This window comes from Ferriphaselus sp. R-1, from assembly GCF_000746095.1.
In the GTDB taxonomy this organism is placed as follows: Bacteria; Pseudomonadota; Gammaproteobacteria; order Burkholderiales; family Gallionellaceae; genus Ferriphaselus.
This window is the reverse complement of the sequence record NZ_JQKP01000008.1, coordinates 21,177-44,198: the sequence shown is the minus strand read 5'-3', so window position 1 is coordinate 44,198 and position 23,022 is coordinate 21,177. Positions and strand designations below refer to the sequence as shown.

27 protein-coding genes and 2 pseudogenes are annotated in these 23,022 nt (G+C 57.4%); 26 read left to right on the top strand and 3 right to left on the bottom strand.

Features of this window, described 5'->3' with window-relative positions:
• Positions 1 to 2: 2 nt before the first annotated feature.
• The 6 genes and pseudogenes from DM08_RS07315 to DM08_RS07300 all read left to right on the top strand — a co-directional run.
• Positions 3 to 566: a hypothetical protein gene (locus DM08_RS07315; protein ID WP_035383994.1), complete on the top strand. Its 564-nt coding sequence runs from the start codon at positions 3 to 5 to the stop codon at positions 564 to 566.
• Positions 567 to 579: 13 nt separating this feature from the next.
• Entirely contained in the window at positions 580 to 1,668 is a 1,089-nt protein-coding gene (locus DM08_RS07310) for a hypothetical protein (RefSeq protein ID WP_152555803.1), read from the top strand.
• Complete coding sequence (locus tag DM08_RS13025) at positions 1,668 to 1,835, top strand: hypothetical protein (protein ID WP_161780273.1); 168 nt, start codon at positions 1,668 to 1,670, stop codon at positions 1,833 to 1,835. The genes DM08_RS07310 and DM08_RS13025 overlap by 1 nt, the downstream gene beginning before the upstream one ends.
• Positions 1,832 to 2,419 (top strand): DUF7338 family protein, encoded by a 588-nt coding sequence (locus DM08_RS07305; protein ID WP_035383992.1) that lies wholly within the window; start codon positions 1,832 to 1,834, stop codon positions 2,417 to 2,419. The genes DM08_RS13025 and DM08_RS07305 overlap by 4 nt, the downstream gene beginning before the upstream one ends.
• Positions 2,420 to 2,549: 130 nt before the next feature.
• The gene (locus tag DM08_RS12580; protein WP_081908820.1) at positions 2,550 to 2,738 is read left to right on the top strand and encodes a Com family DNA-binding transcriptional regulator; all 189 of its coding nucleotides are present in this window, start codon (positions 2,550 to 2,552) and stop codon (positions 2,736 to 2,738) included.
• A gap of 100 nt (positions 2,739 to 2,838) precedes the next feature.
• Positions 2,839 to 3,507, top strand: a pseudogene (locus DM08_RS07300) (DNA adenine methylase); the annotation flags it as partial.
• 335 nt (positions 3,508 to 3,842) lie between these two features.
• On the opposite strand, the gene DM08_RS07295 reads toward DM08_RS07300, so the two are convergent.
• Together DM08_RS07295 and DM08_RS12575 are read right to left on the bottom strand one after the other, a co-directional pair.
• Positions 3,843 to 4,340: a GNAT family N-acetyltransferase gene (locus tag DM08_RS07295; protein WP_035383991.1), complete on the bottom strand. Its 498-nt coding sequence runs from the start codon at positions 4,338 to 4,340 to the stop codon at positions 3,843 to 3,845.
• Positions 4,337 to 4,636, bottom strand: coding sequence for a type II toxin-antitoxin system TacA family antitoxin (locus DM08_RS12575; RefSeq protein WP_081908819.1), 300 nt, complete (start codon positions 4,634 to 4,636; stop codon positions 4,337 to 4,339). Before DM08_RS12575 ends, DM08_RS07295 begins: the two co-directional genes overlap by 4 nt.
• A 592-nt stretch (positions 4,637 to 5,228) precedes the next feature.
• Here DM08_RS12575 and DM08_RS07290 point away from each other — a divergent pair.
• A complete protein-coding gene (locus DM08_RS07290; protein ID WP_051937942.1) occupies positions 5,229 to 5,459 on the top strand; it encodes a helix-turn-helix transcriptional regulator in 231 nt (76 codons plus the stop codon).
• 53 nt (positions 5,460 to 5,512) lie between these two features.
• Here the strand turns inward: DM08_RS07290 and DM08_RS12570 are convergent.
• A pseudogene (locus DM08_RS12570) lies at positions 5,513 to 5,689 on the bottom strand (IS1595 family transposase); the annotation flags it as partial.
• Between the two features lie 227 nt (positions 5,690 to 5,916).
• Between DM08_RS12570 and DM08_RS12565 the strand changes: the two are divergent.
• The 19 genes from DM08_RS12565 to DM08_RS07195 all read left to right on the top strand — a co-directional run bounded on the left by DM08_RS12565 (position 5,917) and on the right by DM08_RS07195 (position 22,930).
• A complete protein-coding gene (locus DM08_RS12565; protein ID WP_081908818.1) occupies positions 5,917 to 6,300 on the top strand; it encodes a DUF2946 family protein in 384 nt (127 codons plus the stop codon).
• Between the two features lie 114 nt (positions 6,301 to 6,414).
• Entirely contained in the window at positions 6,415 to 7,695 is a 1,281-nt protein-coding gene (locus DM08_RS07285) for a TolC family protein (protein ID WP_051937937.1), read from the top strand.
• Positions 7,692 to 9,251, top strand: a complete 1,560-nt coding sequence (locus DM08_RS07280) for an efflux RND transporter periplasmic adaptor subunit (protein ID WP_035383989.1) — start codon at positions 7,692 to 7,694, stop codon at positions 9,249 to 9,251. The genes DM08_RS07285 and DM08_RS07280 overlap by 4 nt, the downstream gene beginning before the upstream one ends.
• Position 9,252: 1 nt before the next feature.
• Positions 9,253 to 12,363, top strand: coding sequence for an efflux RND transporter permease subunit (locus tag DM08_RS07275; RefSeq protein WP_035383988.1), 3,111 nt, complete (start codon positions 9,253 to 9,255; stop codon positions 12,361 to 12,363).
• Positions 12,364 to 12,386: 23 nt separating this feature from the next.
• Positions 12,387 to 13,094, top strand: coding sequence for a cation efflux transmembrane domain-containing protein (locus tag DM08_RS07270; protein ID WP_081908817.1), 708 nt, complete (start codon positions 12,387 to 12,389; stop codon positions 13,092 to 13,094).
• A complete protein-coding gene (locus tag DM08_RS07265; protein WP_051937935.1) occupies positions 13,091 to 13,606 on the top strand; it encodes a DUF2231 domain-containing protein in 516 nt (171 codons plus the stop codon). The genes DM08_RS07270 and DM08_RS07265 overlap by 4 nt, the downstream gene beginning before the upstream one ends.
• A gap of 102 nt (positions 13,607 to 13,708) precedes the next feature.
• Entirely contained in the window at positions 13,709 to 13,966 is a 258-nt protein-coding gene (locus DM08_RS07260; protein WP_035383987.1) for a hypothetical protein, read from the top strand.
• A gap of 71 nt (positions 13,967 to 14,037) precedes the next feature.
• Positions 14,038 to 14,391: a copper-binding protein gene (locus DM08_RS07255; protein ID WP_051937934.1), complete on the top strand. Its 354-nt coding sequence runs from the start codon at positions 14,038 to 14,040 to the stop codon at positions 14,389 to 14,391.
• Positions 14,392 to 14,449: 58 nt separating this feature from the next.
• Positions 14,450 to 14,737 (top strand): DUF5676 family membrane protein, encoded by a 288-nt coding sequence (locus tag DM08_RS07245; RefSeq protein ID WP_035383986.1) that lies wholly within the window; start codon positions 14,450 to 14,452, stop codon positions 14,735 to 14,737.
• Positions 14,730 to 15,074 carry a hypothetical protein gene (locus DM08_RS12280; protein ID WP_051937932.1) on the top strand — a complete coding sequence of 115 codons (345 nt, stop codon included), beginning with the start codon at positions 14,730 to 14,732 and terminating at the stop codon, positions 15,072 to 15,074. The genes DM08_RS07245 and DM08_RS12280 overlap by 8 nt, the downstream gene beginning before the upstream one ends.
• 64 nt (positions 15,075 to 15,138) lie before the next feature.
• Entirely contained in the window at positions 15,139 to 15,576 is a 438-nt protein-coding gene (locus DM08_RS12860; RefSeq protein WP_145983679.1) for a hypothetical protein, read from the top strand.
• A 31-nt stretch (positions 15,577 to 15,607) separates the two neighbouring features.
• On the top strand, positions 15,608 to 16,813 hold the full coding sequence (locus DM08_RS12855) for an HD domain-containing phosphohydrolase (protein WP_110818385.1): 1,206 nt from the start codon (positions 15,608 to 15,610) through the stop codon (positions 16,811 to 16,813).
• Positions 16,797 to 19,187, top strand: coding sequence for a heavy metal translocating P-type ATPase (locus tag DM08_RS07225; protein WP_035383984.1), 2,391 nt, complete (start codon positions 16,797 to 16,799; stop codon positions 19,185 to 19,187). The genes DM08_RS12855 and DM08_RS07225 overlap by 17 nt, the downstream gene beginning before the upstream one ends.
• 9 nt (positions 19,188 to 19,196) lie before the next feature.
• The gene (locus tag DM08_RS07220; protein WP_035383983.1) at positions 19,197 to 19,628 is read left to right on the top strand and encodes a DUF411 domain-containing protein; all 432 of its coding nucleotides are present in this window, start codon (positions 19,197 to 19,199) and stop codon (positions 19,626 to 19,628) included.
• A 94-nt stretch (positions 19,629 to 19,722) separates the two neighbouring features.
• Positions 19,723 to 20,217, top strand: a complete 495-nt coding sequence (locus DM08_RS07215) for a hypothetical protein (protein ID WP_035383982.1) — start codon at positions 19,723 to 19,725, stop codon at positions 20,215 to 20,217.
• 130 nt (positions 20,218 to 20,347) lie between these two features.
• Positions 20,348 to 20,536 carry a DUF2933 domain-containing protein gene (locus DM08_RS07210; protein ID WP_331838579.1) on the top strand — a complete coding sequence of 63 codons (189 nt, stop codon included), beginning with the start codon at positions 20,348 to 20,350 and terminating at the stop codon, positions 20,534 to 20,536.
• Positions 20,533 to 21,168 (top strand): methyltransferase family protein, encoded by a 636-nt coding sequence (locus DM08_RS07205; RefSeq protein ID WP_035383981.1) that lies wholly within the window; start codon positions 20,533 to 20,535, stop codon positions 21,166 to 21,168. The genes DM08_RS07210 and DM08_RS07205 overlap by 4 nt, the downstream gene beginning before the upstream one ends.
• Before the next feature lie 25 nt (positions 21,169 to 21,193).
• Complete coding sequence (locus DM08_RS07200; RefSeq protein ID WP_035383980.1) at positions 21,194 to 21,697, top strand: YHS domain-containing protein; 504 nt, start codon at positions 21,194 to 21,196, stop codon at positions 21,695 to 21,697.
• A 12-nt stretch (positions 21,698 to 21,709) separates the two neighbouring features.
• Entirely contained in the window at positions 21,710 to 22,930 is a 1,221-nt protein-coding gene (locus DM08_RS07195) for an MFS transporter (protein ID WP_035383979.1), read from the top strand.
• Positions 22,931 to 23,022: the final 92 nt, after the last annotated feature.

Sequence of the window (23,022 nt, the reverse complement as noted above, 5' to 3'; positions counted from 1 at the left end):
CCGTGCAGATCAAAACTCATACTGCGAGTGATTACGCCGCTGCGCAACGGGCATTGCTGCCACCCGGTGCGGCCTTTGACTGGCCCGCTAATGGTTTTGGCGATGCACTGCTCAAGGGTATGGGGGCAGAGCCTACGCGCATTGGTGGAGATGCTCAGATCGTGCTGGATGGTGCGATCGAGGCGCACCGGCCTAAATATGGCCACTGGCATATCAGCGAGTACCGGCGCATCGCCCAGGAGGCGATTGCTGGCGTAACGGAAGCTCCCCGCAAGAAAGCCTGCATCGGCAGCAAGATCGGTAGCCGGCTGTGGAGTGCTGCCCTGCCTGCATTCCCGGTTGATCTGCTGCGCGTCGATCACCTGGTCGGCCCGGCGCGCGTCGGGTGTCGCGTTGGAGATCATCTGTGGAGTACGCGCGGGCGCTACGTGCTGCGCGTGCGCTATTACAGCTCGGTGGTGCATCCAAAGCTGCTGTGGGATGCTCTGTCGGCATTCAAGCAGGCCCACGTTTATTTATGGTTTGAAGACATTACAGGAGCTGGAGGAAGCTATGGACAGAACTAGTGCACCAGGGCACGTGAACCATTTATTTGTGTCCGAAGATGCGGCGACGAACAGGCCGCCGACAGAGCTGGTGCCGGCGGATTTTAATGCCTGGCAAGAAGAGCTGATGGCGATCATCGAGGCCGCTGGTATTGCTCCGAGCGCATTGAACTTCACTCAAGTACTCGCGGCACTCCGCTCGCGCGGCGTGGTGCAGCAGTCCAAGATCAATGCGATAAGTGCCGACGTGGTGGGCAATGCGTTGGTCGTCGGGATGAAGCCTTGTGCGATGGATTTCCGCAATGCGACCCTGACGAACGGGACTCCGAACACGCGCATCATCCCAGCCGCTCTGTCGCTGACGGTGCCCGCTGGCGCGACACTCGGTACCAGCGCAGGTGTTGCCGCACGCCTCAACCTGCTGTTAATAGACAATGCGGGCACGCCTGAGCTGGCGATTGCCAACGCTGGAGGAGGCCTCAATTTCGATGAAATGCTGACCTCCACCACGGCCATCAGCGCTGCGTCCAACTCGGCCAGCGTGGTGTACTCTGGCGCTGCGCGCGCCAATGTCCCTTGTCGTTTGGTCGGATTCGTGGATATCACTGAAGCGGTGCCTGGCACATGGGCGACCGCACCCACCGTAGTGCAAGGAAATGGCGGGAATGCGATGCCATCTGGCCCCTCTCCGCTGCTGGGTACCAAAACAAACGACAACGCCCCTGCGGGTTACATCGGTGAATATGCCGGGGTATTTATCCCGCAAGCCAGCGCCATCGCGCTGTCCAACGGTGTGGGAGCCAATATCGCAAGTGCCGTGCTCCAGCCGGGTGATTACGATGTGGTTGGGACAGCTAGTTTTAACCCGGCAGCCACTACTACGATATCTCGGGTATGGGGCAGTATCAGCGAGAGCAGCGGCATTCCCGGCACCGAATACGCCCAGAATTGTTATCCGGCCGGCTTTGCTCCGGGGGCAAACCCGATGACGTTTGCAACGCCAAGTGCGCGAGTCACTGTTCCCGCCGGATCGACCAAGACGATTTACCTAGTTTTAGCCGCCACGTTCGCAACATCCACACTCGGCGGGTTTGGCTCGCTGCAAATTCGAAGGAGACGATAATGCTGTTTGTTCTGATTACAGAGTCTGGCGTGGTTGAGGTACGGGATGAAGCCAGCCCGCCTTCTGGAGCTTGTCTGATCGACGATGCAAAAAAAGCTGAAATCATGGCGGCACCAGATCGAGCGGCCATTGATGCTTTATTGTCTTCCTGCGAGGTGCAGCCTTGATCACCTCCATCATCAAGTGGGCAGCCCTCGCGCTGCTCGGACTCATGGCCGTTGTGGTCAATGTGCTGATGTCGCCACTGATCGCGCTGTTCATCGGTCGTGATGGGTATCTGCCCGGCTGGTTGACTTGGTTTCAGACCCACGACAACCCGGCCATCGGGGACAAGGCATTCCAGAGTAATCAGATGCCGTGGACGCTGGTTCTACCGGGCTGGCTTGCCAGATATTTCTTGGGCATCGGATGGGCGCTGCGCAATCCGGCATATGGCTACGACCGCTGGGCTGGATTCGAGGTTAAGAACGACAATAGGCTCTATGCGGCTTCCGGTAACGAGGGTGTGGATATCTACCGCGATGCGCAAGGGAAGTGTCATGTCGTGGAGGGCTGGTGTCTTCGTGAGGTGATTATCGACTGCGACAAGTACTACTTCCAATTTACGGTGCTGCGCCGTTGGAGCACATCGCGTGCGTGGCGTGTTTCGATTGGCTGGACACTTTCCAAGTGGGAGCTGCGTCGCGGAAATGTATGTCGTCTCAATACCACGATTAATCCGTGGATGGATTGCCGGGACGGAACAACCTAAAGAAGACGGTGCGACCGTTGCGGGTGTGACAGCACCTGCAACGGCCACCTTCCGCAGACGCATCCTGCGTTTAGCCTAGGCACCGTGCTGTGATCACAGCGGGGCGGAGGCTACCACGCTGGAGTAGTAGATGGAAACTGTACGATGCGGCGCATGTAATCGAAAACTCGCCGAAGCGGTGTTTACCCGCTTGGCAATCAAGTGTCCGCGCTGCGGCACGCTGAATCAAATGATGGCCACGAGCCACCGACCTGCACGCCACGGAGCGTCCACCCAAGAGGAGACGCACCATGCAGGACACACAAGACCCGATCTTTAACAATTTGCACTCGCCGATCATCCCGTGGATTGGCGGAAAGCGGCGACTGGCCAAGACCATCATCCCGCTGTTCCCAGAGCACATCTGATACGTCGAGCCGTTCTGCGGCGCGGCGGCGCTGTACTTCCTGAAGCAACCAGTAAAGGTGGAGGTGCTCAATGATGTGAACGGTGAGCTGGTGAATCTCTATCGGGTGGTGAAACACCATCTGGAAGAGTTCACCCGCCAGTTCAAATGGGCGCTGACCAGCCGCCAGATCTACAAGTGGATGCAGGCCACACCTGAGGAGACGCTGACGGACATCCAGCGGGCGGCGCGCTTCTACTACCTGCAAAAGCTGGGCTTCGGTGGCAAGGTGAGTGGCCAGACCTTCGGAACGGCCACCACCAGTGCGCCGCGCCTCAACCTACTGCGGCTGGAGGAAGACTTGAGCCAAGCGCATCTACGCTTGTCCCAAACCTTCATCGAGCATCTGGACTGGGCGACGTGCATCACCAAGTATGACCGAGAGCACACCTTGTTCTATTGCGACCCGCCGTACTGGGGAACGGAAGGCTATGGGGTGGACTTCGATCTGGAGCAATACGACCGCATGGCCGAGTTGGCTCGGAGCATCAAGGGCAAGATGATCATCAGCGTGAACGACATCCCCGAGATGCGCCAGGCGTTCGCGGGTCTGACGATGGAGAGCGTACCAATCACCTACACGGTAGGCGGCGCTGGCCGGAACCGAGCCAAGACAGCTGAGCTGATTATTCGCAACTGGTGATGATCGCCGCTTAACTGGAAACCGACCCATTGGGTCGGTTTTTCTGTCGTTTTAATCTCGTTTAAATTTCATTTGTTTGATGTTTATTCTCTGTCCGAGAATCAACTGCTTTTAGTATATATTCGCTGTCCGAGAATCAAACTCAATCTGTCCGAAAATCAAAGCCGCTTTACTGATGTGTATGAAGAGCTGAAGTCTAGACTTTGAGTGTTTGCGAAGAGCTTACAGGGCAACAGCCACGCTGCAGGAGTTTGCTATGGTTTCAGCGTAACCCGCTGCCGGTGGATTGGCAGGCGCAGCGAGAGCTGATTGTGCAGTTTGATGCCTGACCGAGGCTATTTCATCAGAAGCCGTGCATCTTTGAGCAACAGCAGTAACTGATCATCACGGAGCGGGGATGGCTCGAAGCCAAACCTTCGATAAAATTCGGCTGCTTGTTGGTCGATGGGATGAGTGAGCATGGCACGGATGCCTGCTTGTTCGGCGATCACCAGGGTTCGGCGAATGGCATCCTGCAGCAATCCGATGCCAATTCCTTGTCCCTGATGAGCGGTTGAGACTGCCAGTCGCGCCAGAAGCACAACGGGAATGGGGTAATGCCCCATTCCCTTACGGATTCTCTCTGGTGCTTCCAGTGAATCGATTTGCCCAACGGTCAGACTGAAATAGGCAACGACTTCGTCGCCAACAGCAATGACGAAAGTCTTGGCCGACCCAGTGGCTTGCGCTTGTCTTGCATGCCGCACCAGCCAATCGTCGAGTGCAAGCTTACCGCAACTAAAACTGTCCAGCCGGTGGGCTGCAGATAAGGGCGCTGGCCCAGACAGCGTCATGCCTTATCCCAAGGGGCTTTGTGGGAAAGCAGATCGCGCAAACCTTCATTTGGTTGCTCTAGCCGCTCCAGCAAATCCATGAATGCCTGATACTGCCGACCAGACACGAGGAATAACCGTTGGTCGAGCAGCGTCTGTTCAGCAGCCTGACAAGCACTGTCCAGGATGAACTCAGTGAGTGATTTGTGCGCGACATCCGCTGCACGCCTTAATACGGCTTCTTGTTCCGGTGTGGCTCGTAATCCAAGACGAGCGGAGCGGGAAGTGCGGTTCGATACGGCAACGGCAGGTGGCATGATGACCCCCAAGTGTTATTAGATTGGCTGCAATGTTAGTACAATGGTCAAACAAAGTCTAGGCGAGAGAGGGATTTTGCTGCTCTCAGGTTTGAGTATGGATAGAGCTGGTATTCATCGTTGACCCCGAAATACCTCCTTGGAAGCCGCATGAAACCTAGAGGTAGGGCTGCGCATACCCGCAAGCAAAACAGAGAAAAGAGACAGAGTGGGGGAGAAAATACGGAAATTGGGGTGGAATCTGGGAAAGTGTATCCGCAGGCCATACGCGCCGAACCCCGCGTGGTGCGGGATTTCAGGCAAAGAAAAAGGACACAGAGATTTTCTGTGTCCTTGTAAATTGGTGGTGGGGTAACGCCTAATGTCTGCGGTAATTCTCCCAACGCGTTCTAGTCGCTTCAGATTGCCGCAAAAACCTACGAAACCCTTTATCTGGCGAAAATTCTATCAGGAAACAGCATCGCTGGTAGAGTGCTTGCGAACGCCGGTTCAATTGCCCATTTGGGAATTGAACCCACGTCCATTTTGCTTGGCTTGTGTCCGAAAAAGAGCGTTCATGGACTCCTGACAACTCATGCGAAAGGAGACCCAAATGGACATCGTTCATCTCGACCAAAAGCAACTGGCCACCCGCTGGGGCATTAGCCAAGCATCCCTTGAACGTTGGCGATGTGAGGGCATCGGGCCTGCGTATCTCAAACTGAAAGGCGTGGTCCGATATCGGTTGCGCGATATTGAGAGCTACGAGGAGTCCTGTCTTTCAACATTTGTCAGGCGGCCACTATCAATCGGTCAATGCACCGCGGTTGATTCGGGCAAGTAAAAGGACGCCCCGGTTCGATTGCGCACTTGGAGTTGAATTAAAATTAATCTTGATTAGCAACAATCGTCAGCCACCCGAATTATTCGGAGTGGTTGAGGTGTTACGGTAGTAGCTGCGATCAAGAGTCGCTGGTGAAGCGAGCTCAGATCGAAACGCCGATTGAAGCGATAACAAAATGCGGCCAGGTAGCGCGCCGCGTACTTACGAAAGCCGAATGCATGGTGACAACCCGTGTTGAAATTGAATTCGATTCATGGTCATTTTGTTCCCCTTCAGTTATGGTTTAGGTGTCACTCTACTGCCTGTCAGGCTCACCAGGTGAGCTAGGCTGACGATTGTTGCTAATCAAGAAATTAATTTAAAAGACTATAAATTTTTCCCGAGGGTGTTTCGTTTTTTTTTTTGCATTTCAATGCAATTGTTTGACAAATTTATTAAATGAGCTCAGTATGAAAATATGAGTCAATTTTCCAGAAAAATTGTTGCTGTCTTAATGTTGCTATGGTTGCCTCTGTTTGCTGGCAATGCACTAGCGACAGCGGTGTCTATGCAGATGCCGCATGGCTCTTGCCAAGAGGCAGATGCAATGCAATCGATGGAACATGAAGATATCGGTGAGCATCATCACTCTGATATGCAGATGTCTTCAGCGGGTGAAGAAGACGGCGCGTCCTGCAATTCTTGCGGTATTTGCCACTTGGCTTGCTCTAGCTATTTAGCTATGACGATTATTGGAATTCTTGCGGTGCAAGCTGATGCACTGAGCGCTACTCCCTATTTAGTAACGTATAAATCCGTTAGTTCTGCCCCACTCACCCCCCCTCCCAGTCCTCGCGTTTGAAGCGGCAGGACAAGTCCGTCTTTACTTTTTGTAACCTGATTTAAGTCGGTCTCGTCTCGCCTCTTTGCGGCAGCCCTTTGGCTGCCCGATAGCAATGCAATCGAGGATCGGGTCATGAAGATACCAACAACAATTTGCCGGATGCCGCGCGTCGTTTTGACGTGCCTCGCGCTGGCGGCGCAGCCCGCGCTCGGCGCAGAACAGCTTGGGGCCAGCCTTCCCGGCCTGCTGGATTATGCGCGCGAGCACAACCCGGAACTGGCGGCGATGCGCCACGAGGCGGATGCCGCGCGTCAGCGCGTGCAGCCGGCGGGAGCCCTGCCGGATCCCGTGCTGCGCGCCGAGCTGATGGACGTCACCAACCAGGGCACCAACAAGCCGCCCAGCCTGTGGCCTTCGCAGGTGGGCAACACGCGCTACCTGCTGATGCAGAGCGTGCCTTGGTTAGGCAAGCGAGACCTGCAGCGCGGGGTGGCCGAGGCTCAGGCTGATCAGGCCGACGGCCAGGCGGCATCGACCTGGGCGGAGTTGTCCGGCCGCATCAAGACGGCCTACGCGATGTACTACTACCTGTCCGGCAGCGAGCGCCTGGCGCAGCAAGCGCTTTTGCTGATGAACAACCTCGAGCGGGTCGCGCAGACGCGCTACGCCAACGGGCTGGGGGCGCAGCAGGACGTCCTGCGCGCGCAGGTCGAGCAGACCGCGTTGCGCACCGAGCTGGTCGAACTGGAGAGCGAGCGCCACCACGAACAAAGCCGGCTGAATGCCCTGTTGTCGCGTCCCGCGATGGCGGAACTGGCGGAGCCCGCTCAACTGCGGCCGCTGCCGCCGCCCGCGCAACTCGATTATGCCGTGCTGGAACAGAAGCTGCGCGCGCGCAATCCGCAGCTGCAGGTCGCCGAGGCGCAGGTGCAGTCCGCCGGGAAGGGACGCGATCTCGCCTACGCCAGACGCTATCCGGACTTCACGCTCGGCATTGCCCCCAACCAGAGCGGCAACGCGGTGAAGAGCTGGGACGTGATGGTCGAATTCAACATTCCGCTGCAGCAGGGCTCGCGCCGCTCGCAGGAACGCGAGGCCGAGGCGATGCTGGCGGCATCCGAGTCGCGCAAGCAGTCGCTGCAGGACCGCATGCAGGCGGCGCTGTCCGAGAGCCTCTATGCGCTGGAGACTGCGCGGCGCACCGAGTCGCTCGCGGCGACGCGGTTGCTGCCGCAGAGCGAACTCAATTACCAGTCCGCGCTCGCGGGCTACGAGACCGGCAAGGTGGAGTTCGCCATGCTGATCGAGGCGCAGCGCCAGATCCTGAATGCGCAACGGCAGCGCCTCAAGGCGCAACTGGAGGCGCAGTCGCGCCTCGCCGAAATCGAAAGTCTGCTGGGAGAAGAACTATGAAGAAAATCATCGGAATCGTCGTGGCTGTGTTCGCGTTGCTGGGCGTGGCGACAGGCGGCTACTGGCTGGGTACGCATGCTTCGGTATCGTCGCCGGCGCCGCAAGCAGCCAAGGCCGAGCGCAAGGTGTTGTACTACCGCAACCCGATGGGCCTGCCCGACACTTCGCCGGTGCCCAAGAGGGACGCGATGGGCATGGACTACGTGCCGGTGTACGAGGGCGAAGCGGAATCGGGAGGAGCGAACCAGATCGTCATCGGTACCGACAAGGTGCAGAAGCTCGGCGTGAAGAGCGAGGCCGCGGCGATGCGCGTGATCGACAGGACGCTGCGTGCGGTCGGGCGTATCGAGATCGACGAGCGGCGCACCTATGCGGTCGCGCCAAAATTCGAGGGCTGGGTGGAACGCCTGTACGTCAACACTACGGGGCAGCCTGTCGCAAAAGGCCAGCCGCTGTTCGAGGTGTACAGCCCCGAACTGGTCTCGGCGCGTCGCGAACGCGAGATTGCCGCGCAAGGCATCGCCTCGCTCAAGGATGCCGACGAGGATGCGCGAGACAGCATGCGGCGGCTTGCCGAATCCAGCGCCGCGCGGCTGAGGAACTGGGATATCGTGGACGGCCGTGTGAACGGCAACCGTGCGACTTTCCACGCCCCCGTTTCCGGCGTGGTGCTGGAAAAGAAGGCGCTGCAGGGCATGCGCTTCATGCCCGGCGAAGAACTGTACCGCATCGCCGACCTTTCCTCAGTGTGGGTGATGGCCGACATTACCGAGCAGGACATCGGCCGGATCAGGGCGGGCGGACACGCGCAGGTCAGCGTGGATGCCTATCCCGGCAAGCGCTTCGACGGTAGGGTGGATTTCATCTACCCGACGCTGGAAAGCGTGACACGCGCGGTGCGGGTACGCATCGAACTTCCCAATCCGCAGGGCCTGCTCAGGCCTGCGATGTTCGCCAAGGTCGAGTTGCCATTGGATGAAGGTAAGGAGGTGTTGAGCGTGCCTACCTCAGCCGTGATCGACAGCGGCCTGCGCCAGGTGGTGCTGGTTCAGGCTGCACCGGGACGCTTTGAGCCGCGCGCAGTTAGGCTGGGCAGCCGCGGCGAGAACTACGTCGAGGTGCTGGAAGGCGTCGCAGAAGACGAGCAGGTAGTTACTGCCGCGAACTTCCTGATAGATGCAGAGAGCAACCTCAGGGCGGCGTTGGGCGGCATGGGCGGCCACGCAGCACATGGCGGTACATCGACCGCAAGTACTCTGGTTCCGGTAGTGGAGCCGCGTAAGGAGAGCACGCAGCCCAAGCCGTCGACCGGACATCAGGCGCAGGGCGTGCTCGATGCGATCAATCCGGACGGTACGGTGAGCATCACCCATGGTCCCATCTCCTCGCTGGGCTGGCCGGGCATGACCATGGATTTCGAACTGGCCAACGAATCGCTGGCGCAGGGAATCGCGCCGGGCAGCGAGGTTATGTTCGAATTCGTCGAGCGTGGCAAGGGCGAATGGGTGATTACCCGATTGCAGGCCGTGAAGGCTGCAACGCACGAGGGGCACTGACATGCTGGGGAAAATTATCGAATGGTCGGCGCGCAACCTGTTCTTGGTGCTGCTCGCTACCCTGTTTGTCACGCTGGCGGGCATCTATGCCGTGGTGAAAACGCCGCTGGATGCACTGCCCGACCTGTCCGACGTGCAGGTGATCGTTTATACCGAGTATCCGGGGCAGGCGCCGCAGGTGGTCGAAGACCAAGTGACATACCCGCTCACCACGGCGATGCTGGCCGTGCCGAAATCCAAGGTGGTGCGCGGCTTCTCGTTCTTCGGCGCATCGTTTGTGTACGTGATTTTCGAAGACGGTACGGATATCTACTGGGCGCGTTCGCGTGTACTCGAATACCTGAACCAGGCAGCAGGACGCCTGCCGCGAGGTGTGTCGCCGCAGCTTGGGCCGGATGCGAGTGGCGTGGGCTGGGTGTACCAGTATGCGGTGCTAAGTGACAAGCACAACCTTGCCGAGTTGCGCACCATGCAGGACTGGTATCTGCGCTACCAGTTGAACAAGGCGCATGGCGTGGCCGAGGTCGCCTCCATCGGCGGCTTCGTGCAGCAATACCAGGTGACGGTCGATCCGGTGAAGCTGCGCGCCTACGACATTCCTCTGGCGAAGGTCGCGCAGGTGATCCGCGACAGCAACCGCGACGTCGGAGGTCGCGTGGTGGAGATGGCCGAAACTGAGTACATGGTGCGCGGCAAGGGTTACCTGCACGGCAAGGCCGATCTTGAGACGCTGGTGGTCAAGGCAGAAAACGGCACGCCAGTGCTTCTGCGCGACATCGCGCGCGTCGAACTTGGACCGGATGAGCGGCGCGGGCTGACTGAACTGAACGGTGAAGGCGAGGTGGTGTCCGGGATCGCGATGGCACGCTACGGTCAGAACGCGCTGGAGGTGATCGCGAACATCAAGGACAAGATTGCCGAGGTGTCCGCAGGCTTGCCGGAAGGTGTGAGCATCCAGGCAGTGTACGACCGCTCCGAGCTGATTGAGCGCGCAATCGCGACGCTGAAGCGCACGCTGTTCGAGGAAGGGCTGATCGTGGCGGCGGTGTGTATGGTGTTCCTGATGCATGCGAGGAGCGCTTTGGTTGCCATCGTGATGCTGCCCATAGGGGTGCTGATCGCCTTCCTTGCGATGCGCGCGCTCAACCTCAATTCCAACATCATGAGCCTGGGCGGCATCGCCATCGCCATCGGCGCGATGGTGGATGCGGCGATTGTCATGATCGAAAACGCGCATAAGCACTTGGAGCGGATCAAGGAGGGAGAACATCGGTTTGGGGCAATCCTGACTGCCTGTCAGGAAGTCGGCCCCTCACTGTTCTTTTCGCTGCTGATCATCACCGTGTCTTTCCTCCCAGTGTTCACTCTGGAGGCGCAGGAGGGGCGCCTGTTCGCGCCACTGGCGTTCACCAAGACCTTCGCGATGGCGGGTGCGGCGCTGCTGTCGGTGACGCTGGTGCCGGTGCTGATGCTGCTGTTCATCCGTGGCCATATCAGGCCGGAATCTGAGAACCCGCTGAACCGATGGCTGATTGCCGTCTATCGCCCGGTTATCGATACCGTGCTGCGCCGCAAACAGGCCACCATCGCGGTGGCATTGCTGGCGATGGGACTGACGCTCTATCCCGTGATGAAACTGGGCAGCGAATTTATGCCCACGCTGAACGAGGGCACGCTGTTCTACATGCCCGCCTCGCTGCCGGGCATGTCGGTGACCAAGGCCGCCGAACTGCTGCAGACGCAGAACAAGATCATCAAGAGCTTTCCGGAAGTCGCCTCCGTGTATGGCAAGGCCGGGCGCGCGCAGACGGCCACCGACCCGGCACCGCTGGAGATGTTCGAGACCGTGATCAACCTCAAGCCGCAGGAGGAATGGCGCGACGGCATGACCACCGACAAGCTGATCGCCGAAATGGACAAGGCATTGCAATTCCCCGGCGTGGCGAACTCGTGGACCATGCCGATCAAGGCGCGCATCGACATGCTCTCCACCGGTATCCGCACGCCCATCGGTATCAAGGTATTCGGCAAAGACCTCGGCGAGATGGAGAAACTTGCGAAGGAGATCGAAGCGGTGGTGAAGACCATTCCCGGCACGACCAGCGCTTTCGCCGAGCGCATCACTGGCGGCTTCTACCTCAATATCGATCCGGATCGAGCACAGCTCGCACGCTATGGTCTGAGTATCAATGAGGTACAAGAGGTGATTGCCACCGCGCTGGGTGGCGAGACCGTCACCACCACGGTGGAGGGGCTGGAGCGCTTTGGGGTAAACGTGCGCTATCCGCGTGAGCTGCGCAACACGCCGGAGAAGATCGCGGGCGAAGTTCTCGTGCCGACCATGGGCGGGGCGATGATCCCGCTCGGCCAGCTCGCGCGGGTGAGCATCGGCAAGGGCGCTCCTTCAATCCGCACCGAGAACGCGCTGTTGTCGGCCTACATCTACGTGGACATCCGCGACCGGGACATCGGCTCCTACGTGGCCGAGGCGCGCAAGGCGGTGGCAGAGAAGGTGAAGTTTCCATCGGGCTACTACGCGACCTGGAGCGGGCAGTTCGAGTACATGGAGCGGGCTGCTGCGAAGATGAAGGTCGTAATCCCCATCACGCTGCTTCTCATCTTCCTGCTGCTGTATCTCAATTTCAAACGTGTCACCGAATCGGTGATTGTGATGCTGTCCGTGCCCTTCGCACTGGTCGGCGGCGTGTGGCTGCTGTGGCTGCTCGGCTACAACCTCAGCGTGGCGGTGGCGGTGGGCTTTATCGCGCTAGCGGGTGTGGCTGCGGAGACTGGAGTGGTGATGCTGATCTATCTGGAAAACGCATGGCAGGAGGCCCAGACACGTTGCGCAGCAGAAGGGCGGTCTCCGGCACCACATGATCTGCATTCCGCCATCATGGAAGGCGCGGTGGAACGCGTGCGCCCGAAGATGATGACCGTCACGGCAATCATGGCAGGCCTGCTGCCGATCATGTGGAGCAGCGGCACTGGCTCGGAAGTGATGAGCCGCATAGCCGCTCCCATGGTTGGTGGCATGGTCTCCTCGACGGTGCTGACGCTGGTGGTGATCCCCGTGATCTATGCACTAGTCAAAAGCCGAGAAATCAGATGACTAATTTTAATTGGAGCTAGGTAATGGCTAACTGTTGCAATGACAAATCTTGTGAACTTGACGCGCTCCGCCGCCGCCAAAGTTCGACGCTAAAAATAGTGATGGCTATCAATGCCGTCATGTTTGTCGTCGAACTCACGGCAGGATTGCTCGGGAATTCGGTTTCGCTGGTTGCCGATTCGCTGGATATGCTGGGTGACGCCTTGGTGTACGGATTCAGCCTGTACGTCGTGGCGCGCGGCGCGGCGATGAAAGCCAGGGCGGCGCTGTTCAAGGGTGGCATCATGGCGGCATTCGGTCTGTTTGTGCTTAGTCAGGCGATCTACCGGATCGAAGTTCCTCAGCTTCCCGTATACGAGGCCATCGGGGCAATCGGCTTGCTGGCGCTTGCAGCAAACGGCGCGTGCTTCCTCCTGCTCTGGCGGCATCGGGAGGACGATATCAATATGAGTTCTGTCTGGCTGTGCTCCCGTAACGACATCATTGCCAATATCTCGGTGCTGTTTGCCGCGCTCGGTGTGTGGCTCACCCATTCCGGCTGGCCAGACATCATCATCGGGTTGGCACTTGCCGCATTATTTTTACGCTCTGCACTGCATGTGTTGCGTGAGTCCATTACGGAACTCAGAGTCGTTAACGCAATAACTGCAACAGTTGGTGGTGATCACGGTTCTGTATGCCTTGATCAAGGTGCGCGAAATCAAACTTTCAATGGGAGTCGAAAAACATGATTGAGATTATTCCAAACTGGCATCCGGTATTCGTGCATTTTCCTGTCGTACTCACCACGGCTGCGGTGGCATTCACCGCTGCCGGCGCATTCTCCGGAACCCGGCCACATGCGGTGCAATGCATGGTAACGGGACGCTGGATGTTATGGAGTGCGGCATTGTTTGCGTTGATTGCTGCCGCGTTCGGCTGGTTCGCCTTCAACAGCGTTGAGCATGATGAAGTAAGTCATGCCGCCATGACCTTGCATCGCAATTGGGCGCTTGGGACACTGGTGGTTCTGGTTGTGCTCGCCGCCTGGGATGTATGGCGCGGGGGCTCACGCAAAACATCCTCACTAGGTTTCTTGGGATTGCTGGTTACTGTATGGATGCTAGTGGCAAGCACGGCCTGGCACGGTGCCGAACTGGTGTATCGCCATGGGTTGGGGGTCATGTCTTTACCGGATGTTCATGCCGTACAAGATATGACGCCGCACGATGAGGTTGGGCATGCACATGATCACGCGCATTGAGTTTTATCGTTGTCATCAACCTGTCTCGAGAGGAGGTGTCCAATCAGTGTATTTCCAGGATGTTGCAGCACATTCGATCAACCAAACTTTTAGGAGTATGAAATGAAATTGAAATCGACATTATTGACCGCCGTCCTTGCGATGTTCATGGGCGCTACCGCAACTGCAATCGCCGCCGAGACAGAGAAACATGAAGCCGCAGCCACCGGGCAGAGCGAGGCGAAGACCCCGGTGAAGAAGCCGGTAAAGAGGCATAGCCATATGGAAGAAAAGACCAATATGCCGCAGCCCGAACCGGCACCGCATACGGACAAGGAAATACCGAAAAACCGGCATGATCATATGAAAGAGAAGCACTGAAGCAGAGGCTCGCCTGCCCGACGAAATACACCGGGTGGGCGAGGCGATATCAATGCATGAAAGGAAATGAGATGAAACCAGCAAATTTGTCCCAAGTATTGGCAGCTGCAATGGCAGCAACGGTCGCGATGACAGGGGCGGTGTATGCCGTAACGCCGTCCCACAGCCATGAGGATGCGCAGCATGCCCAAATTCAGGCGAAACACGAAGGTTACGGGGTGCTTAAGGCCGTAAACACGGAAGCGGGCAAGGTACAGCTCGCACATGGGGCGATTCCCTCGTTGGGATGGCCAGCAATGACTATGTGGTTTGCGCTGCGCGATCCGTTGCCCAAGGATGTAATGGTGGGCGACAACGTGCGTTTTGAACTGGAACAAGTCAACTCGAAAGAATGGGTAATTATCCGTATTGAGCGTAAACGCTGAACGTATTACATGGGTTGCAGGACCTGTCCGTACTTGTTTGTGAATGAGGAGCAAGAAAATGAAACTGAATCCCTTGCGCATCGGTATTACTTTGGCATTGTCTGCAGCAGCTATCAATTTGGTATGTGCGGCAGCAGTGTACTTATTTCCTGAGGCGACGATCGGCTTCGTGAACGCGTGGGTTCACGGTTTGAATCTCTCCATAATCATTAGCGACAAGCCGTGGGCATTGGGCGGAGTGGTCTATGGCCTTTTCGGCGTTACCCTGACCGGTTTTCTGGGCGGAGCCTTGTTTGCAGTCTGCTACAACCTGACAGGTAGGTGCTCCGGAGGTTGCCATGAATGATTCAAAAGAAGCGGGCAAACAAGCGACGGCACTGAAAACCCGGCGTCTCGCCTTTGAGCAGGCGGTGACTCTGGAGGAAGCGGAATCCCTGATCGCCACATTGGAGTCAGCGGATGTTTCGGCAAAGGTTATCGGACTCGAGGTGAGTTACGACCTCGCAATGACTGATCTGGAGGGGATCGAAAAACTGTTGCAAACAGCAAATGTGAGGCTTGGAATGGGGCCGATGGCAAGGTTGCGCCGTGCCTGGCTGCATTATGCCGAGGAAAGTGAAATCAGCAATCTGAATGCACCCAGCAAAAACGCTGCATGTTGCAATCGTCCGCCAGTGAAATAGCTCGCGAATGAGAAGAGTTTTAATGAGTCCATCCTTTTGCGTCACCTCTCATGGAGGAAATACGATGAGAACATTTTTTTTAAGCATGCTAGCCGTTTCGTGGCTGGCCGGCTGCGCCAACCCAGCCCATGTTCATCAAATGGTCAGCAAAGACGGGGGAGCGTTCGCTGCAGGGGAGCTGATTCATGACCATGATCGAGGGAAAGACAATCACCTCGTGCTGGAGATGTCGAACCGGCGTTACGAGGCTCATGGATTTACTGTCGAGCGCCATACCCATTTGGGAGAACTGCACAAACGCTACTATCTTTCCAATCCGAAACGATGGGAGCGAATTTTCTCCGGCCTCGATACGAGTCATGTGACGTATTGTATTGAGACGGCCGCCAGATCAGCTGATGGGCATGAACTGTCGTGCAGTTTGATATGGAAATTCGGCAACACGCCCGCTGGTTTTTGCACGGATCAGGCCGGTACGGCTTTCCCGGTAGGTTTTGAATAGCTCGCCGCAATCTATATTGGGAAATGGCCAAATGACGCGAGAATTTCACAATCCCCATGCAAGCCATATTGGCCTGAGCGACAGGCTGCCTTTTCATTATGAAAGCAGCGCCATTGTTCCGGTTGCGGCAGAGCGGTTGTTTGAATTCGTCGACGACCACGCGAGTCTGTCTGCACACATGGGCGACTCTTCATGGAGGATGGGCTGGAGCCGGATGGAAATCGCGCTAGACGAAAACAGGGGAAGAAGCGTCGGTTCGCACATCCGGCTGGATGGAAAGGTTCTCGGCATCCGCCTCGCGCTCGATGAGGTCGTGACGGAGCGCAACCCATCGCAGTACAAATCGTGGGAAACGACGGGTTCGCCGCGGTTGCTGGTGATGGGGCATTACCGGATGGGGTTCGAGATCACCCCACAGGGGAATGGTTCGCTGCTACGTGTATTCGTCGATTACGCGTTGCCGGATTTTGTCCCCGCGCGCTGGCTCGGCCACCTGCTTGGCCGCTATTACGCCAAATGGTGCGTCCGGCAGATGCTGGACGGCGCGGTAAGTCACTTCAGCGAACCCATGACTGTAGAGGAGCAGGCGGGTGCAGCATTTGTGGAGGCATTAGCCGAAGCGCTGGACATCCGCGAACGTGAAACCGGCCTGCATTCGAAACGGGTTGCCTGCCACACTCTGGTGCTGGCACGCCGGTTTACACGAGATACAGAGCAACTGCGCCAGATTTATTGGGGGGCGCTGCTGCACGACATCGGGAAAATCGGGATACCCGATGCCATCCTGTTGAAACCGGGAGCACTCAATGAAGACGAGTGGCGGGAGATGCGGACTCATCCGGAAAAGGGCTACCGTATCGTGTCTCAAATCCCCGGCATGGCGGAGGCCGCCGAAATCGTACTCAGCCACGAAGAGCGTTTTGATGGGCGCGGTTATCCGCGGGAGCTTCATGGCGAGAAAATTTGCCAAGGAGCGAGACTCTTTGCGGTGATCGATACCCTGGATGCAATGACCTCCGACCGTTCTTATCGCAAGGCGATGACATTCGACGAGGCGAAGGAAGAAATCGTCAATATGAGCGGTACCCAGTTCGACCCGGCTGCAGTGCAGGCCTTTCTGGAAGAAGAGGTTGCATTGCGCGAAATGGTCTTGGCCAAATGCATGGAGCCGAACAGTCCCGATTTTTCCGATGAAACGAAGCCTTTGAAAGGAACAGCACATGAGCACAAGCACTGACCCGGTATGCGGCATGACCGTGAAACCTGATTCGCCGCACCGCTTCGAGTACCGCGGTATCGAATACAGTTTCTGCAGTGCGAAGTGTGAGGCGAAATTCCAGGCGTCACCCGAAACCTATTTTGAACCCCGTGCGGCGGAACCCGCACGGACGGGTGCGATATACACCTGCCCCATGCATCCGGAAATCCGCCAACCCAAGCCGGGAAACTGCCCGAAGTGCGGCATGACGCTGGAGCTTGAATCTCCGGCCATCCCGGGTGCGGTGGAATACACCTGCCCAATGCATCCCGAGGTCGTGCGCAGCGAGCCGGGTAACTGCCCGATCTGCGGCATGGCATTGGAACCGCGCAATGCACCCCAGGAAGACAATACCGAGTTGAACGACATGACGCGCCGCTTCTGGACGAGTGCGGTGCTGGCGCTGCCGGTGTTCCTGTTGGCGATGGTTTCCGACCTCTTTCCGCAAACCATGCCGGAGTCCGTCTCGATGGTGATGCTGCAATGGATCGAATTCGTGCTGGCAACTCCTGCTGTGCTGTGGGGCGGCTGGCCGATCTTCCGGCGCGGTTATGAGTCCGTGGTCAACCGTAGCCTGAACATGTTCACGTTGATCTCGCTCGGCGTCGGCGTGGCGTGGACATATAGTGTCGTCGCCATGCTGTTGCCAGGCATCTTCCCCGAGACGATGCGCAGCATGATGGGTACCGTACCGGTGTACTTCGAGGCGGCTGCGGTCATTATGGCGCTGGTACTGCTTGGGCAGGTGATGGAACTGCGCGCGCGCAGCCAGACCAGCGCGGCAATCAAGCTGTTACTTGGCTTAGCGCCCAAGACTGCGCGCATTGTGCGTCCTGACGGCAACGAGGAAGACATTCCGCTGACACAGGTGCAGCCGAACGACGTGTTGCGCGTCCGTCCTGGCGAGAAAGTGCCGGTGGACGGAGTGGTACTCGAAGGCACAAGCGCGCTGGACGAATCCATGGTCACCGGCGAATCCATTCCCGTTGAAAAGACTGCGGGCGCGCGGCTGATCGGCGCGACGGTGAACGGTACAGGGAGCCTGCTGATGCGCGCCGAGCGCGTCGGCGCGGACACGCTGCTCGCGCAAATTGTGCACATGGTGAGCGAGGCGCAGCGTTCGCGCGCCCCTATCCAGCGCATGGCTGATGTCGTCTCCAGCTATTTCGTCCCGGCAGTGGTGCTGATTGCACTTGTCACGCTAGCGGTATGGGGCTTCATCGGGCCGGAGCCGCGTCTTGCGCACGCCATCGTCAATGCGGTGGCGGTACTCATCATCGCCTGTCCCTGCGCGCTGGGGCTCGCTACGCCCATGTCCATCATGGTGGGCACCGGGCGCGGCGCGACGGCGGGCGTGCTGATCAAGAACGCCGAAGCACTGGAGATCATGGAGAAGGTGGACACGCTGGTGGTGGACAAGACCGGTACCCTGACCGAGGGCAAGCCCAAGCTGGTGTCGGTGGTTGCCCTCGCAGGTTTCGACGAGGACGAGGTGTTGCGGCTGGGCGCCTGCCTGGAGCGCGCGAGCGAACATCCGCTCGCCGCAGCCATCGTCGGCGGCGCGCAGGAGAAAGGTTTATTGCTCGTCGCAGTGGGCGACTTCAAGTCTCACACCGGCAAGGGCGTGACGGGAGCCGTCGAGGGCCACGCGGTCGCGCTTGGCAACCTCAAGTTGTTCGAGGAATTGCAACTCGATGCGGGCGCGCTGCCTGCACGCGCCGATACATTGCGCGAAGACGGGCAGACGGTAATGCTGCTTGCTGTGGACGGCAAGGCTGCGGGCCTCATCGGCGTGGCCGACCCGGTCAAGGCATCCACACCGGATGCGATTCGCGCGCTGCACGAGGAAGGTATCCGCATCATCATGCTGACCGGGGACAACCGCACCACGGCAGAGGTGGTGGCGAAGAAACTGGGCATAGATCGGGTCGAGGCGGAGGTGCTGCCGGAGCAGAAGGCCGCCATCGTCAAACGCCTGCAAAGCGAAGGTCGCTTCGTCGCGATGGCGGGCGACGGCGTCAACGATGCGCCCGCGCTGGCGCAGGCGCAGGTTGGCATTGCTATGGGTACTGGTACCGATGTAGCGATGGAAAGCGCGGGAGTAACGCTGGTCAAGGGCGACCTGCGCGGCATCGTCCGCGCCGTTCGCCTGAGTCGCGCGACCATGAAGAACATCCGACAGAACCTGTTTTTCGCCTTCATCTACAACGTGCTCGGCGTCCCAGTTGCGGCGGGCGTGCTCTACCCGATCTTCGGCCTGCTGCTGTCGCCCATCATTGCCGCGACGGCGATGAGCTTCAGTTCGGTGTCCGTGATTTTAAACGCCCTGCGGCTGCGCCGCACCAACCTTTAAGGAGAAAAAATGTATCAATGGATACGCATCTGCTCAGCCGTTTTGTTGTTTGGAGCTTCGCTGGCGCATGCCGCGACCGAGGTGACCTTGTACAAGAGCCCCACCTGCGGCTGCTGTGAGAAATACGTGGACTATCTGCGAGAAAACGGCTTCGCGGTGAAGGCAATCAATGAAAACGACATGGATGCGGTCAAGAAGCGTTACGGGGTGTCTCATGTCGCCAGTTGTCATACGGCGCTGGTCGGTGGATACGTGGTCGAGGGCCATGTTCCGGTTGCCGCCATCCGCAAGCTAATGAAGGAGAAGCCCGCCATCATCGGGATCAGCGCTCCGGGCATGCCGCAGAATTCGCCGGGAATGGGCGAAATGAAAAAGGGGACGTTGACCATTTATGCAGTTCCCAAGAGAGGGCGCGAGCCGGAAGTGTTTTCGGTCGAGTGATTCTCCGCCCATGGACGGAGAAAGGAGGTACGGTAACGGAACGGTTGGTTTAGTTTTTTCGAGTATTGATTTCTAACCTGAGAGGAGACCGAACATGAACAAGATCACGATTCTGGCTGCCGTTACTTCGTTGTCCATGGTGGCGACGCCGCTTTATGCAGTGGATGAACATCACCCCGAGAAGGCGCAGCAGGGGGTGCCCATGCCGAAGGCGGAGACGATGGAGAAGACTACCAGCCCCGAGGCTGCGCCTGAACACCACATGGGAGAAGCGCAGGAATCGATGCGCAAGCTGCAGGACCTGATGGGAAAAATCCGCCAGACCAAAGATCCTAAGGAACGTCAAAAACTGATGCAGGAACACATGCGGACCATGCAGGAGGGTATGAAGCATATGCGCGCCATGGGTGGCTCCATGATGGGTATGGAAAGTAGCGGCGGCAAGCAGGGGGGAGGCGGCGGTAAGCAGGGCGGCGGCATGATGACGGGGGACATGATGAAGACCCACAACATGATGAAAATGCGCATGGAGATGATGGAATCCATGATGGAGCAGATGATGCAGCGCGAGGAAATGCAGGCGAAATAAGGCTATCACGTCCGGCCGGTGGTCAACCGCTCAATGGAATGACTGCCGGCATGTCTATGTGGTCAATGCTGGTTAATGGGAGGAAGTTATGGCTGACGAAATGGAGAAACGGCAATTGTCGAAAGGGCGGATGGTGCTTATCGGCTTTCTTGCTTTTGCCTTACTGCTGTTGTTGACAGAGCACCGGGCGCATGTTCTGGGCATGCTGCCCTATCTGATTTTGCTGGCGTGTCCGTTGATGCACTTCTTCATGCATCATGGGCATGGACAGAGCGGTGACGACCGGCACCAGCACAACCACACAGGAGACTCGAAATGAGCGATCAATCTTCGGCCTACGGCCTCTGGTCACTGGTTATCATCAACTCGCTGGTGTTCATCATATTTGCCTTCAGCTTCGCCAAGCCGCAAAGCAAGCGCGACTGGCGTTCGTTCGGCGCATTCTCTGGCTTTATTGTGGCGCTCTTCGTCGAGATGTACGGTTTCCCGCTAACCATATACCTGCTGTCGGGCTGGCTGCAGAGCCGTTATCCCGGCACCGATGTCTTTTCCCATGATGCAGGGCACCTGTGGCACACCCTGCTCGGTATGAAGGGTAATCCGCATTTCGACCTGCCACACATGTTGAGCATCGCATTCATCGGTGGGGGCTTCATCCTGCTGTCATCCGCATGGGGTGTACTTTATCGAGCGCAACGCACGCACCAGTTAGCGATAACCGGTCCTTATGCCAAGGTACGTCATCCCCAATATGATGCTTTCGTGCTCATTATGTTCGGTTTCCTGTTGCAGTGGCCGACACTGCTAACACTGCTAATGTTCCCTGTGTTGGTATGGATGTACGTGCGATTGGCGCGGCAGGAAGAGTGTGATGCGCTGGCGCAATTCGGCGGCGAATATCGACGCTATACCGAACAAACCCCTGCATTTTTTCCGCGCATGAGAGGATGAAATTGTCGCGTTTTAGCATCAATCAATGGAGCCATCAGAAATGTTAACCAAGGATACAGTTTGTGGAATGCAGGTCGAATCGGGCAAACACCAGATTGAATATCTCGGTCAGTCGTATTTTTTCTGTTCCAGCCAATGCCGTGAGAGATTCCTTGCGAATCCGCACTTGTATATTGGCATTCCGGGGCAGAAGGCCCCGAAGCAGGAAGGGATGTCAGTGATCAAGCAGAGAAAATTGCGGCTGGCCCAACCTTTGTCGCCAGATCATGCAAAGTTGTTGAACGAGTCATTGCAGTCCATGATGGGCATTCAGGCGGTGGGCATCGAAGGAAATAGCATACTGGTGACGTATGATCTGTTCCAAGCGACCGCTGAACAGATTGAGGAACGGTTGGCCGAGATCGGCGTACAGTTGGGCGAAGACTGGCCGGAGTGCTTGCGCCGGGCATTCGTGCACTATGAAGAGGAGTGCGAGGTAGGGAATCTGGAGGTGCGTGATGACGGATATGCTCATTGGCGTGACAGGTAAAAGGCGACCGGGATGGACATGGGACGCACAATTCCAGCCACAGCGCTGACGCCAAGCCGCTTTGTGGTTCTGCTTTCCGCCGCCACGGCGGTTTCCATGGCATATGGCGTTACCTTGCCTTTTCTGCCATTCATTCTGGAAAGGGTATTGCAACCGGGGCAGCTAGGTGCTGTCCCATGGCACACCGGTTTGTTGACAGCCTCATACACCTTGGCTTTGTTTCTTCTTTCGCCCCTGTGGGGCGTGTTGTCAGACCGGCTTAACCGGCGTGCTGTGATTTCGCTTGGGCTGATCGGCAGCGGTGCCAGTTTGGTTTTGCTCGATAATGTTTCGAACCTAACGATGCTATACGCATCACGGATGCTGGGAGGCATATTTGCAGCTGCGGTACTTCCCGCCGTACTGGCATATATCGCCGAAGCATGCACAGCATCTGAACGTCCAAGAAAGTTTGCAATTGTCGCTTCATTCACATCGCTTGGTTTCATGCTAGGTCCTATGGTTGGCGGGTGGCTTTCATCCATGATCCTGTCGCCTTCAGACGGCATGCGGGTGGTTGGTGTGCTAATGCCGGACTCGCCATTTTTTGTAATCGCCCTAGTAAGTATCTTGTGTGCATTGGGGACGGTACTGCTGTCCGTGTCGCATAACCAGCCTCGCATAGCCGCAGATGATGACGTAAGCCCCACAGATAAGAAACAGATTCGATTGGCGCTGTTGCTTACCGTCATAACGGTGTTTGGCGTAAGTACCGCCGAGGTGGGCATAACCCTTCTGGGTAAACAATCTTTATTACTTGATCCGAGCGCAATCAGCCAGTTTTTTGTGGTTTGTAGCCTTGTCATGATTACCGTCCAGATAGGGATTTTCCCGATGCTGATGCACAAATTCTCAATTCAGACCCTGCTTGTAATCGCTTTTGTTCTTGGTACGATCGGGCTGGGGGCGCTTCCCTATGCGAGATCCATACCAGCCATAGACGTACTGTTTGGCATGATCGCCGCCGGAACCGGCATTCTCGTCCCGATTCTGTCCAGTGTGATCTCTGCGGCAGCGGGGCAAGGGCAGGGTAAGGCGTTTGGTCAACAGGCATCTGCTGCAAATTTAGGGCAGGCTATTGCTGCAGCCTCAACGGGTGCACTTTTTTTTGCTCAGCCTGGCACGCCATTTTTAATCGCTGCCTCAATGCTGGCAGCAAGTGCTGCGATTGTTTTGCGGTGGGAAATATCCTAAGTGAAAAAGTATTGCTATTATCCTGACGGCTTGCAAAAATCTGAATAGTGACGGGTACAGTGTGCATCAATCTTTACCAACTTAGAACTTAT